The organism is Streptomyces sp. DSM 110735 (assembly GCF_016482685.1).
GTDB lineage: Bacteria > Actinomycetota > Actinomycetes > Streptomycetales > Streptomycetaceae > Streptomyces.
Window position 1 is genome coordinate 35444 of the sequence record NZ_JACYHF010000020.1, and the last position, 13393, is coordinate 48836.

Consider the following 13393-nt stretch of genomic DNA (forward strand, 5'->3'; position numbering starts at 1 on the left):
GTCGCTCACGCCCTGTCCGCGACGCGTTCTCCGAGCAGACCTTGTGGTCTGAACAGGAGGACGAGGATGAGGAGGACGAAGGCCCATACGGCCGCCCAGCCGCCGCCGCCGAGCTGCTGCATGCCGGGGATGTCGGCGATGTAGGCGGTGGCCATGGCTTCGGCGACGCCGAGGACGAGTCCGCCGAGCATGGCGCCGTAGATGTTGCCGATGCCGCCGAGGACGGCCGCGGTGAATGCCTTGAGGCCGGCGATGAAGCCCATGTCGTAGGAGACGGAGCCGTACTTGAGGCCGTAGGAGAGACCGGCGACGGCGGCGAAGAAGCCGCCGATGGCGAAGGCGATGACGATGATGCGGTTGGTGTCGATGCCCATGAGCTGGGCGGTGTCCGGGTCCTGGGCGGTGGCCTGCATGGCGCGGCCGGTGCGGGAGAGGCGGACGAAGAGGGCGAGGACGGCCATGCAGAGCGGGGCGGCGATGATGAGGAAGACGTCGCCGCTCTGGACGGTGACCGAGCCGAGGTGCAGCGGGCCGAAGGGCAACTGGGGGAAGACGCGGGCGGACTTGGCGTCCGGGTAGAGGTTGAAGACGAGCTGCTGAAGGGCGAGGGAGAGGCCGATCGCGGTGATCAGTGGCGCGAGGCGGGGTGCCCCGCGCAGCGGGCGGTAGGCGAAGCGCTCGGCGCCGACGGCGATGAGCACGGCGACCAGGGCGCCGCCGATGAGCATCGCCGGCAGGGCAATCCACATGGATATGCCGTCCGGCAGGGCGAGGTAGACCGTGAGGGCTCCGAAGCCGCCGGTCATGAAGATCTCGCCGTGGGCGAAGTTGATGAGCTGGACGATGCCGTACACCATCGTGTAGCCGATGGCGATGAGCCCGTACATCGAGCCGAGGAACAGCCCGTTGGCCAGCTGCTGCGGCAGGGTGTTCACCGCATGGCCTCCATGGGGTGGGGAGAGTTGGGGTGGGTCGGGGTAGAGCGCGGGCCGCGCGGTGACGTCTGGTGTACGCCGCGCGGCCCTGGTGCTGCGGGGTGGTGTGGCCGGGTTTACTTCGGGTTGGCCACGCCGCTCTTGACGGACTTCCACTCGCCCTTGGTGACCTGGTAGACGGTGAGCTGCTTGTTGGTGGTGTCGCCGTACTGGTCGAACGAGATCTTGCCGGAGATGCCGTCGAAGGAGCTCTTCTGGACGCCGTCGACGACCTGCTGGCGGGCGTCGGAGGGGATCTTTCCGTCCTTCACGGCCTGGCCGACGGCCTTGATGATGGCGGTGGTGGCGTCGTAGGAGTACGAGCCGTAGGTGCCGTAGTCGCCGGGGTACTTCTTGGCCTTGTAGGTGGCGACGAAGTCCTTGGCGGCGGGCAGGGTGTCGACGGGGACGCCGATGGAGGTGACGAGGTCGCCCTCGGCGGCCTTGCCTGCGGTCTTGATGTAGGTCGGGGTGAACATGCCGTCGCCGCCGAAGAGCGGGATCTTGGCGCCGGCGTCCTTGAGCTGCTTGGTGAGGACCTGGGACTCGTCGTACTGGCCGCCGTAGTAGAGCAGGTCGGCGCCGGAGTTCTTGATCTTCGTGGCGAGGGTGGAGAAGTCGCGGTCGCCCACGTTGACGTGGTCGGTGCCGACGACCTTGCCGCCCTGCTTGGCGAACTGCTCCTTGAAGATCTTGGAGAGGCCGGCGCCGTAGGTCTGCTTGTCGTCGACGACGAAGGCTTTCTTCTTCTTGAGGCCGTTGTAGGCGTAGTCCGCGGCGAAGGCGCCCTGGAGCTCGTCGGTGGTGGCGGTGCGGAAGTACGTCTTGTACGGGCGGGACTTGCTGGTCTGCCAGTTCTTGCCCTGGGTCAGCTCGGGAGCGGTGTTGGAGGGCGAGATCTGGACCAGGTTGGCGGTGGCCAGGACCTGCTGCATCTGGGTGGCCACGCCGGAGTTGAGCGGGCCGACGACGCCGAGGACGCTCTTGTCGGCGACGAGCTGCGAGGCGTTCTGCTGGCCGGTGGCCGGGAGCGCCTTGTCGTCGAGGGCGTGGATCTTGAAGGTGACGCCGGGAACGGCCTTGTTCTTGTTGGCGTCGTCCACGGCGATCTGCGCGCCGTACTGAATTCCGAGGCCGGTGGCGGAGTTCTGGCCGGTGAGCGGGGCGTCGACGCCGATCGTCACCGTCACGTTGCCGCTGTCGCCGCTCTTGCTGTCCTTGTCACGGGAACCACAGGCGGTGAGAGTCAGAGCTCCGGTGGTCAGCACGGAGGTAAGAATCACCAGAGAACGCTGTCGCACAATCGATCCTTTCCGCAGGCACAGCCCTCCCATGGAACGGAGAGCGACGGGTGCCGCGCCGGTACCGAACTCCCGTTGGAGCGGTGACTGGCCGTGACTCTAAGCGTGTGTGGGGAACGTGGAGGAGGGTCTGACGAATGCTGTGACGCTCTTGTTATGACACGAGGTAATGCAGAGCGGTACGCGGTGGGGGAAAGGCAGGAATTCGATCCGGTTCGCCCCGTCCACATCGTGAGAACTCGCAGGAACCGCCCTCAAGTGTTCAGGCGTCTCAAGGGTTTTGCTGATGACGGGAGTCTGGTTGCCGCAGGTGACATTCGTGGCCCCGATGATCTGCGGGACAGATCGGGAACGCGGTGCGGAACGGGAATCCGTATTGCGTGCGTATTACGCAGCGTTACTTTCAGGGAAATGGTTGGGCGTCTTCCGCTTTCCCGGAATTCGGTCATATGCGGGCACGACGAGGGCCGGGGGCCCGCCCCGCCGGTGCTCCGGACGGCGCGGACCCCCGGCCCTGACGCTTCATCAATTCATGAGTACGGACGGCCACGTGGTCCCGTCCGCGGGATGATCAGCCCTCGGCGCCGCCCGGTCGCGCGTCCCGCAGCAGGCAGGTCAGCCGGGCCGTGCAGACCCGGCGTCCCTCCTCGTCGCTGATCACGATCTCGTACGTCGCCGTCGTGCGTCCCCGGTGCACCGGGGTGGCCACGCCGGTCACCAGACCGGAGCGCACGCCCCGGTGGTGGGTGCAGTTCAGGTCCACGCCCACCGCGATCTTCGAGCTGCCGCCGTGCAGCATGGCGCCGACCGAGCCCAGGGTCTCGGCGAGCACGGCCGAGGCGCCGCCGTGCAGCAGCCCGTACGGCTGGGTGTTGCCCTCGACCGGCATGGTGGCCACCACCCGGTCCGGGGCCGCCTCCAGGATCTGCACACCCATCCGCGTGCCGAGGTGACCCGCCGAGAACAGCGCGGGCAGGTCCACACCGAGCGCCGCGTACTCGTCGATGATCTCCTGCGGGAATTTCACCTGCTGCTGCTCACCCATGGTCCGGCTCCGTTCTCGCCACGCCCGTCCGACGGCACGTCCCCGTCTCCGTCGGCATGTTCCCTGTCTGTCTGTCTGTCTGTCGCTGAGCGAACGCTCAGTCGGTCGCCGATTGTTCCAGACGGAGTTCTACGGTCGCCTCCAGGCGGACCACGACCGACTTGCTCGCCGGGGTGTTGCTGGTGTCGGCGGTCGCGTCCAGCGGCACGAGCACGTTGGTCTCCGGGTAGTACGACGCCGCGCACCCCCGCGCCGTCGGGTAGTGCACCACCCGGAAACCGGGCGCCCGCCGCTCCACCCCGTCGCGCCACTCGCCCACCAGATCGACGTACGACCCGTCGGCCACGCCCAGTTCGCGCGCGTCCTCGGGGTGGACCAGGACGACGCGGCGACCGTCGGTGATGCCCCGGTAACGGTCGTCCAGACCGTAGATCGTGGTGTTGTACTGGTCGTGCGAGCGCAGGGTCTGCAGCAGCAGGCGTCCCTCGGGCAGCTCGGGGTGCTCCACCGGGGCGGCCGTGAAGTTCGCCTTCCCGGTGGCCGTCGGGAAGCGGCGCTCGTCGCGCGGTCCGTGCGGCAGGGCGAACCCCGCGGGGTCGGCCACGCGGGCGTTGAAGTCCTCGAAACCGGGGACCACGCGCGCGATGCGGTCGCGGATCGCCGCGTAGTCCCGCTCGAACTCCTCCCACGGCACCGTGCTGTCCGGCAGCACCCGGCGCGCGAGGCGGCACACGATCGCGGGCTCCGACAGCAACTCCGGGCTCGCGGGCGCGAGCCGTCCGCGCGAGGCGTGCACCATGCCCATGGAGTCCTCGACGGTCACGAACTGCTCGCCGCCGCCCTGCACATCGCGTTCGGTACGGCCGAGCGTCGGCAGGATCAGGGCGCGGGCGCCGGTGACCACGTGCGAGCGGTTCAGCTTGGTCGACACGTGCACGGTCAGCCGCGCCCGGCGCATCGCCGCCTCGGTCACCTCGGTGTCGGGGGAGGCGGAGACGAAGTTGCCGCCCATGGCGAGGAACACCTTCGCCTCGCCGTCGCGCAGCGCGCGGATCGCGCGTACGACGTCGAAACCGTGCGCGCGCGGGGGAGCGAACCCGAACTCCTTCTCCAGCGCGTCCAGGAAGGCGGGGGCGGGGCGCTCGAAGATGCCCATGGTGCGGTCGCCTTGCACGTTCGAGTGACCGCGCACCGGGCAGACGCCCGCGCCCGGGCGCCCGATGTTGCCGCGCAGGAGAAGGAAGTTGACCACCTCGCGGATGGTCGGCACGGAGTGCTTGTGCTGGGTGAGACCCATGGCCCAGCAGACGATGACCCGCTTCGACTCCAGCACCATGGTGAGCGCCCGCTCGATCTCCTCACGGGCCAGACCGGTCGCGGCGAGGGTCTCGTCCCACTCCGCCTTGCGGGCGGCGTCCGCGAACTCCTCGTAGCCGTGGGTGTGTTCGCGGACGAACTCCTCGTCCACCGCGCCCTCGGTCTCCAGGATGAGCTTGTTGAGGAGACGGAAGAGCGCCTGGTCGCCGCCGAGGCGGATCTGGAGGAACAGATCGGTGAGCGCGGCGCCCTTGATCATGCCCTGCGGGGTCTGCGGGTTCTTGAACCGCTCAAGTCCCGCCTCGGGCAGCGGGTTCACGCTGATGATCCGCGCCCCGGACGCCTTGGCCTTCTCCAGCGCGGAGAGCATCCGGGGGTGGTTGGTGCCGGGGTTCTGTCCGGCGACGATGATCAGATCGGCGCGGTAGAGGTCTTCCAGGAGGACGCTGCCCTTGCCGATGCCGATCGTCTCCGACAGCGCCGAACCGGACGACTCGTGGCACATGTTGGAGCAGTCGGGCAGGTTGTTGGTGCCCAGCTCGCGTGCGAACAACTGATAGAGGAAGGCGGCCTCGTTGCTGGTACGGCCCGAGGTGTAGAACACCGCCTCGTCGGGGGAGTCCAGCGCGGCGATCTCCTCGGCGACGATGCCGAGGGCGCGCTCCCAGGTCACCGGCTCGTAGTGGCTCGCGCCCTCGGGGAGGTACATGGGGTGCGTGAGGCGCCCCTGCTGTCCCAGCCAGTAGCCGCTCTTGTCCGACAGGTCGGCGACGGAGTGCTCCGCGAAGAACTCCGGGGTCACCCGGCGCAGCGTGGCCTCCTCGGCCACCGCCTTCGCGCCGTTCTCGCAGAACTCGGCGGTGTGCCGGTGCTCGGGTTCCGGCCAGGCGCAGCCGGGGCAGTCGAAGCCGTCCTTCTGGTTCACCCGGAGCAGGGTGAGCGCGGTACGCCTGATCCCCATCTGCTCCTGCGCGATCCTCAGCGAGTGCACCACCGCGGGCAGCCCCGCCGCCGCGTGCTTCGGCTCCCCTGTCCGCGGCGCGTCCTGCACCGGATCGCTCTTGGGCGGCTTCGTCGCCATGTGCCCGCTCTCCTTCACCTGTGCTTCCGGGTCCGCCACCGCACGCTGTCCGCGGCCCGTCCCCATGTCCCGCGCATCAGCATGCCTGGCGAGGGGGCGGAGGGGGAGGGGGTGGGCGGGGGCGGTCGGTGAGCGGGTGGGTGGGGGCGCTGAGCGGTGGGGGTGGGGTGCCGGTGGGCGGGGTGTTTCTGCGGTCCCCTGTGGTCTCCGGTGGTCGTCGGTGGTGGGTGGGTCATGCGGAGGTCGCCCCTGGGCGCCGCGACCCGTCTCCGGACGGTTCCGGGACGGTTGCGTGGAGTCGGGTGTCAGTGGGCCGTGGCAGGATCGGGGGCGTGGCAGAGACAGCATCGAAGCAGAACGAGACCAACCCCGGCCGGCCCCGGCTGATGCTCATGGACGGGCATTCGCTGGCGTACCGCGCGTTCTTCGCGCTGCCCGCGGAGAACTTCACGACCGCGACGGGCCAGCCCACGAACGCGATCTACGGCTTCGCCTCGATGCTGGCCAACACCCTGCGTGACGAGGCGCCCACGCACTTCGCGGTGGCGTTCGACGTGTCGCGCAAGACCTGGCGTTCGGAGCGCTTCACCGAGTACAAGGCGAACCGTTCCAAGACCCCGGACGAGTTCAAGGGCCAGGTCGAGCTGATCGGCGAGCTGCTGGACGCCATGAACGCGCCCCGCTTCGCGATCGACGGCTTCGAGGCGGACGACGTGATCGCCACCCTCGCCACCCAGGCCGAGGCCGCCGGGTTCGACGTGCTGATCGTCACCGGTGACCGCGACTCCTTCCAGTTGGTCAGCGACCACACCACGGTCCTCTACCCGACCAAGGGCGTCTCGGAGCTGACCCGGTTCACCCCGGAGAAGGTTCTCGAGAAGTACGGGTTGACGCCCGCGCAGTACCCCGACTTCGCCGCCCTGCGCGGCGACCCGTCCGACAACCTCCCCGGCATCCCCGGTGTCGGCGAGAAGACCGCCGCGAAGTGGATCAACCAGTTCGGCTCGTTCGCGGAGCTGGTCGAGCGCGTCGAGGAGGTCAAGGGCAAGGCCGGGCAGAACCTCCGCGACCACCTGGAGTCGGTCAAGCTCAACCGCGTCCTGACCGAGCTGGAGCGCGAGGTCGAGCTGTCGAAGACGGTCGCCGAGCTGGAGCGGAGCCCGTACGACCGCAAGGCGGTCGCGACGATCCTGGACACCCTGGAGATCCGCAACCCCTCCCTGCGCGAGCGGCTCTTCGCCGTCGACCCCGGCGCCGAGGAGGCGGAGACGACCCCGGTCGCGACCGAGGGCGTGGAGATCGACGGCACGGTCCTGGGCACCGGTGAGCTGGCTCCCTGGCTGACTGAGCACGGCACGGAGACCCTCGGCGTCGCCACGGTGGACACCTGGGCGCTGGGCGCGGGTTCGGTGGCCGAGGTCGCCCTCGCGGCGTCCGGCGGAGCGGCAGCCTGGTTCGACCCGTCCGAGCTGGACGAGGCGGACGAGCGGGCGTTCGCCGCGTGGCTGGCGGACGCGGACCGTCCCAAGGTGTTCCACAACGCCAAGGGCGCGATGCGGGTCTTCGGTGAGCACGGCTGGAGCGTGGAGGGCGTCCGTATGGACACCGCGCTCGCCGCGTACCTGGTCAAGCCGGGTCGCCGCTCCTTCGACCTGGACGCGCTCTCGCTGGAGTACCTGCACCGCGAGCTGGCCCCGGCCGCCGCGGCCGACGGGCAGTTGGCGTTCGGCGCGGACGACGGTGCCGAGGCAGAGGCGCTGATGATCAAGGCGCGCGCGATCCTCGACCTGGGCGAGACGTTCGAGGGACGCCTGGAGGAGGTCGGCGCCGCCGATCTGCTGCGCGACATGGAGCTGCCCACCTCCGCGCTGCTCGCCCGCATGGAGCGGCACGGCATCGCCGCCGACCGTACGCACCTGGAGGCGATGGAGCAGACCTTCGCGGGCGCGGTGCAGCAGGCGGTGAAGGAGGCGCACGCGGCCGCCGGGCACGAGTTCAACCTGGGCTCGCCCAAGCAGCTCCAGGAGGTCCTCTTCGGTGAGCTGGCGCTGCCCAAGACGAAGAAGACCAAGACCGGGTACACCACCGACGCCGACGCGCTCGCCTGGCTCGCCGCCCAGACGGAGAACGAGCTGCCGGTGATCATGCTCCGCCACCGTGAGCAGGCGAAGCTGCGCGTCACGGTCGAGGGTCTGATCAAGACCATCGCGGGCGACGGCCGTATCCACACCACCTTCAACCAGACGGTCGCCGCGACCGGTCGGCTCTCCTCCACGGACCCGAACCTGCAGAACATCCCGGTCCGCACCGACGAGGGCCGCGCGATCCGCCGCGGCTTCGTGGTGGGCGAGGGCTTCGAGTCCCTGATGACCGCCGACTACAGCCAGATCGAGCTGCGCGTGATGGCCCACCTCTCCGAGGACGCGGGTCTGATCGAGGCGTTCACCTCCGGCGAGGACCTGCACACCACGGTCGCCTCCCAGGTGTTCTCCGTCGGCCGGGACGCGGTCGACCCGGAGATGCGGCGCAAGATCAAGGCGATGTCGTACGGCCTGGCGTACGGGCTCTCCGCGTTCGGTCTCTCCCAGCAGCTCAACATCGACGCCGGCGAGGCGCGGGCCCTGATGGACACCTACTTCGAGCGCTTCGGCGGGGTACGGGACTATCTGCGCCGCGTGGTCGACGAGGCGCGGGCCACGGGCTACACGGCGACCCTCTTCGGCCGCCGCCGCTACCTCCCCGACCTCAACAGCGACAACCGCCAGCGCCGCGAGGCCGCCGAACGCATGGCGCTGAACGCCCCCATCCAGGGCACCGCCGCCGACATCGTCAAGATCGCCATGCTCCACGTGGACCGCGCCCTGCGCGAGACGGACCTCACCTCCCGCATGCTCCTCCAGGTCCACGACGAAATCGTCCTCGAAATCGCCCCCGGCGAACGAGACGCCGTGGAACAGCTCGTCCGCCAGGAAATGGCGTCCGCGGTGTCCCTCCGGGCGCCCCTGGACGTCTCGGTGGGCGTCGGCCCGGACTGGGAGTCGGCGGCGCACTGATCGCAGCCTGCGCAGGAGGGGAGGGCACGCTGTCTGGTGCCCTCCCCCCCTGCGTGCGCGGCGGCGCGGGGTCGGTTGCGGCAGGGGGTGCGCGTGCCTCCGGGCTCGTTTGGCAGCCGCACAGCCCGCTTCCGGCAGTCCGGACCCTCCCCCTCGCCGGTCGGACCGCCCGAGGCCGCGCTCACGCCCCGGTCCGCTGACGCCGCGCGCGCCGCACCTGGCCGACGAGTGCCGTGGCACGGTCCGATTCAGCCGAGCTGGTGCGCGCAAGAGGAGTCGTGCCCGGCTCGGGTCGGCCGGGCTCTGCGCACCTGCGCCGAGCCGGACTCCCACACCGGTCCCGGCCGACGCTGCCCGTCCCTCCCCCGTCGGGGGCTACCGACGGGGCAAGGGCTGCCCCTTCGTGCGCCCAGCCGAAGCTGTGCCCCAGGGTCGGTTCGCCCGAAACCCTGTACCCACACCTGACAGGGCTGTGCCCCAAGGACCGGGCCGACGAAAGCCCGTGCACCCGCACCCGGCAGGCCGGAGCCTGCTCCCGGGCTGGTGGGGGCACGTTCATGGTCGGCACCCGCACGCAGCGAGGCAGAGCCATGTCCCCGAACCTGGGCGACAGGCGTTCTGGTCCCACCCGGACCGCCCCCGTGCAGCGCCGCCCACCCCGAGTCGCGGCCCAACCCCCGGAGGGTCCCGTCACTCACGTGGCCCCCGCCAGAACGCCTCGCGGCCGTACCTGCGGCAACACTGCGAGCATGGGTATACGGATGCTCCACCGCCGCAGGACCGAGGCGTGGCACCGTCGGATCGAGCGGGCGGAGGCGAACCCGGGACGGGGCGGGGACGCCTCGTCGGTGCCGTCGCTCGCGGCCGACGCGAGCAGCGCCCGCATCCCCGTCGACCCCGCCGCGCGCCTACGCGCCGCACTCATGGCGCTGAGACACCGCCTCGCCGCACTCCAGTGGCGGTCCCGGGCGGACGTCGCCCGCGGCTACCTCGCGCTCCTGCTGGCCGCACTCCCCAAGGCACGCCCCCGACACACCTTGACTGTCTTCGTCGCGTCCCTCACGGAGCGCCCTGCTTCATCGGCTACCGGGCAGGGGCGAGCGCCCAAGCGGGAGCCGGGCGCCACGTCCTGACGGCGACGGCGACGGCGTGGGTACCCAGCCCCTCACCGAGCGTTCTCGCATCCGCTCGCGCTGAAGCCGGACGCCAGTTCCTGACGGTGACGGCGTAGCGCGCCCCCTCGACGAGCAACCCAGCGCCCTCACCGGGCTCAGGGCTCCATCCGGTTGCCCGGGTCAGGGCAGCCGCCCGCGCGGGAGCCGGACCCCCCGTCCTGACGGCGCGGACACTGGGGTCACCCGGCACCGGTTCCCGAGTCGGGGCGCGCCCGCTCGCGCTGAAGCACCGGCGACGGCGTAGACCACCAGGTGCTCACCGCGCCCGGGCCCCACCGCCTCCCGCGCAGGAGCGCCCCTCCGCGCCGCAGTCCGACGCCACACCCTGACGGTGACGGCGGGTGCACCCGTCTCTCATCGAGCGGGTCGCCTCCACCGGCTTCCCGGGACGGGGCACGCGCTCGCGCTGAAGTGACCCGCCAGGCGCTCACCGAGCCCCCCCGCCCTACCGCCTCCCACGCAGCGCACTAGCCCCCGCCGCAGCCGGACACCCCACCCCGACGGAGACGGCGACGGCGTAACCACCCATCCCTCACCGAGCCCCCCGCCCCACCGCCTCCCGCCCAGCCACACCCGCATCCACCCGCCCCCCAGCCGAACGCCACCTCCTCACGGCGACGGCGTACACCACCACCCCCACCACCAACCCCGCACCCGCGCCGAAGCACACAGTGGGGACCAGCTCCAGGAGCCGGGCATGAGGGCGCCCCCACCACAGCGTCATCCGCTGAAGCGCGGCCAGCGTCGCGCAGCCGCCGAGCAGCGCTGTCGCCAGGGCACGGTCGCGGGTGGAGAGGATCGGTACGCCGTACGGCACCGACGCGGGGGCATGGCGTAGCGCGTGGGAGAGGAACACCGCCAGCACCGCCGCCGCCAGTGCCGACGTGCCGTACTGGAGCCAGGTGTACAGGGGCAGGCCGGCGGCGGGTCGCATGAGGGCGGGGATGAGGTGGGAGCCCCAGCGGTCGTGGTGGGTGAAGGCGTCCCAGACGACGTGGGTGAGGGCGCCGAGGGCGGCGGAGACGTACCAGCGCAGCGCGGTCGTAGCCCGCAGGCGGGCAAGAGGCGTACCGCAGCGCAGCAATGCGGCGGGGCGGCCCTGCAGAGACCGGGGGAGCAGTGCCACGAGGGGTTCGCGGACCAGGAGCCACAGTGCGACCAGCCCCCACGCGATGAGCACGTCCACGCTCGCCACACCGGCGAAGGAGTGCGTCACCGCGCCGAATTCCATCGCGCCCGGCACGAAACTCGCCGCGAAATAGGTGAGGTCGGGCGCGAAGGACCCGGCGACGAGTACCGAGGGCACCAGGGGACCGCGCCCGCTGCCGTCCCGGCGGACCGCGGGCAGCACGGCGGCCGCGTGGCTGAGGGTGAAGGGCAACGGAGCCTCCGGAAGCGGCCGTAGGGCGACACGCCGCGCCCGGGGCGAGTGATCGGGCGCGTCCCAGTATGCGTGGTGGAGCGCACGCCGGGACGCGGGCGGAATCCGGACACGAACGGGTGCCCATGGCAAGCAAGTTGTCGTAGGGTCAACTGGGCCGCTGCGCCGGTGCGCACGCGCGCTCACCTGTCACTCGGACGGAATCGCGGAACAGGGGCAACCAGAACACGGCGTCAACCGTCACACCAGCGAGGCAGTCGGACGGAGACGGGCGCCCCGAGCGCCCAGCGGGAGGGTTCACTCTATGGCGGCGCATTTCGGCAGGCGGCTGCGCAAGGGAGCGGCGACCACCGCGGTGGCCGCGGCGGCGGTCGCCGCTCTGTCCGCGTCCCAGGCTCCGGGAGCGACCGGAGCGAGCGGCGGCGCACAGGCGGCGGGCGTCAGCACCCCGGTGCCCGACACGGCGTCGGACGCCACCGGTGGTTCCCCGTACTACACCGACCTGCCCCCGCTGCACAGCCCCAGCCCCGCCCCCAGCTCCTCGCCCGGCACGCCCGTGGCACAGGGCGACGGAGAGGTCGCGGGCCAGATCCCCGCGACCGTCCTGGACGCCTACAAGCGCGCCGAGGCCGAGCTGCGCAGCTCCAAGCCCGGTTGCAACCTGCCCTGGCAACTCCTCGCCGCCATCGGCAAGGTGGAGTCCGGCCAGGCCCGCGGCGGCCGCGTGGACGCCGACGGCACCACCATCGGCCGCATCCTCGGTCCCCAGCTCGACGGCAACGGCTTCGCGCTGATCAAGGACACCGACCACGGCGCGTACGACGGCAATGCCTCCTACGACCAGGCGATCGGTCCGATGCAGTTCATCCCCTCCACCTGGGCGTGGGCGGGCCGCGACGGCAACGGCGACGGCAAGGCCGACCCGAACAACGTCTACGACGCCGCCCTCGCCGCCGGTCACTACCTGTGCCGGGGCGACCGGGACCTCTCCCGCGACGACGACCTGCGCAGCGCGATCCTCAGCTACAACAACTCCACCGACTATCTGAACCTCGTCCTGAACTGGGTGAGTTACTACCGCAAGGGCGTCCACACCGTCCCCGACGGCACCGGCGGCCTGCCCACCCACCGCAGCGACGACACCACCACGCACCCCGGCACGACGACACCCTCCGTACCCGCGAAGCCGACCAAGCCCGCGAAGCCCCACAAGCCCGGCAAGCCGACGAAGCCGTCGAAGCCCGACCCGGGCAACGCAGGCGGGGGCGACGGCCGCCCCACCCCCAAGCCGCCCACCCCGCCGTGGGAGCAGCCCACCCCCTCGGACACCGTGGACCACCTGGACTACGCCGACCCCGACGCCGCCGAGCCGACCGCGATGGCCGGGCATGCCTTCACCGGGAAGATCGCCGCCCGCGCCGAGACCGAGGACGGCAAGGCCGTGGCCAAGGTGCGGGTCCGCTTCACGATCACCGGGGACACCGACGCCACCTTCGCGGGCGGTGAGACCGTGGCCACCGTCGTCACCGACGCCAAGGGTGTGGCCACCGCCCCCGCGCTCCAGGCGGGCGAGAAGACCGGCGACTTCAAGATCACCACCGCCCTCGTCGGCCACCAGGTCAAGGGCGTCACCTACGACGCGACCGTCACCCCGCGCGCCGCCGACGCCCTCGCCCCCACCGACGACAAGGCGCACACCTGCGTCCCCGGCGGCGAATTCACCGACCCCGTCCAGGTCAAGGCCACCTACAAGGGCGCCGTCGCCGACCTGGTCGAGGCGAGCGCCACCCTGATCAAGGCCGACGACGACCCCGCCGAGAACGACAAGGGCCCCTACTTCAAGGACGCCGACGACAAGCCCGTCCGCACCCTCACCGGGCTCAAGACGGACGACAAGGGTCTGCTCACCCTCCCGAAGCTGTACGCCGACGACACCAGCGGCACCTATCTGCTCCGGATCACCACCACCGGCGGCGCCACCCTCACCGTGAAGCTGACAGTCGCCCCGGACGGCGACGCCTCGGCGGAGCCGTCGCCGAACCCCTCCGCGAGTTCCTGACGGCTCG

General features: G+C 71.0%; 8 protein-coding genes. 3 read left to right on the top strand and 5 right to left on the bottom strand.

All coding sequences use genetic code 11. The annotated features are described in order from the left end of the window. Positions 1–5: 5 nt before the first annotated feature. The 4 genes from IF655_RS25100 to IF655_RS25115 form a co-directional block, all read right to left on the bottom strand. Positions 6–935, bottom strand: a complete 930-nt coding sequence (locus IF655_RS25100; protein ID WP_199587384.1) for a branched-chain amino acid ABC transporter permease — start codon at positions 933–935, stop codon at positions 6–8. Between the two features lie 116 nt (positions 936–1051). Then, positions 1052–2308, bottom strand: coding sequence for a branched-chain amino acid ABC transporter substrate-binding protein (locus tag IF655_RS25105; RefSeq protein WP_199587385.1), 1257 nt, complete (start codon positions 2306–2308; stop codon positions 1052–1054). A gap of 538 nt (positions 2309–2846) precedes the next feature. Next, positions 2847–3320 carry a PaaI family thioesterase gene (locus IF655_RS25110; RefSeq protein ID WP_199587386.1) on the bottom strand — a complete coding sequence of 158 codons (474 nt, stop codon included), beginning with the start codon at positions 3318–3320 and terminating at the stop codon, positions 2847–2849. Between the two features lie 97 nt (positions 3321–3417). Further along, the gene (locus tag IF655_RS25115) at positions 3418–5718 is read right to left on the bottom strand and encodes an FdhF/YdeP family oxidoreductase (RefSeq protein ID WP_199587387.1); all 2301 of its coding nucleotides are present in this window, start codon (positions 5716–5718) and stop codon (positions 3418–3420) included. A 332-nt stretch (positions 5719–6050) separates the two neighbouring features. Between IF655_RS25115 and polA the strand changes: the two genes are divergently transcribed. Together polA and IF655_RS25125 are read left to right on the top strand one after the other, a co-directional pair. Beyond that, a complete protein-coding gene (polA, locus tag IF655_RS25120) occupies positions 6051–8771 on the top strand; it encodes a DNA polymerase I (protein ID WP_199587388.1) in 2721 nt (906 codons plus the stop codon). A gap of 749 nt (positions 8772–9520) precedes the next feature. Beyond that, on the top strand, positions 9521–9904 hold the full coding sequence (locus IF655_RS25125) for a hypothetical protein (protein WP_199587389.1): 384 nt from the start codon (positions 9521–9523) through the stop codon (positions 9902–9904). A 574-nt stretch (positions 9905–10478) separates the two neighbouring features. Here IF655_RS25125 and IF655_RS25130 read toward each other — a convergent pair. Beyond that, on the bottom strand, positions 10479–11327 hold the full coding sequence (locus IF655_RS25130; RefSeq protein ID WP_199587390.1) for a DUF4184 family protein: 849 nt from the start codon (positions 11325–11327) through the stop codon (positions 10479–10481). A 304-nt stretch (positions 11328–11631) separates the two neighbouring features. On the opposite strand from IF655_RS25130, the gene IF655_RS25135 reads away from it, so the two are divergent. Further along, positions 11632–13386: a lytic transglycosylase domain-containing protein gene (locus IF655_RS25135; protein ID WP_199587391.1), complete on the top strand. Its 1755-nt coding sequence runs from the start codon at positions 11632–11634 to the stop codon at positions 13384–13386. Positions 13387–13393 lie beyond the last annotated feature (7 nt).

Coding starts and splice junctions, on each gene's coding strand:
- IF655_RS25105 (WP_199587385.1), bottom strand. CDS start 2,308: ATGGGAGGGCTGTGCCTGCGGAAAGGATCGATTGTGCGACAGCGTTCT.
- IF655_RS25110 (WP_199587386.1), bottom strand. CDS start 3,320: ATGGGTGAGCAGCAGCAGGTGAAATTCCCGCAGGAGATCATCGACGAG.
- IF655_RS25115 (WP_199587387.1), bottom strand. CDS start 5,718: ATGGCGACGAAGCCGCCCAAGAGCGATCCGGTGCAGGACGCGCCGCGG.
- IF655_RS25125 (WP_199587389.1), top strand. CDS start 9,521: ATGGGTATACGGATGCTCCACCGCCGCAGGACCGAGGCGTGGCACCGT.
- IF655_RS25135 (WP_199587391.1), top strand. CDS start 11,632: ATGGCGGCGCATTTCGGCAGGCGGCTGCGCAAGGGAGCGGCGACCACC.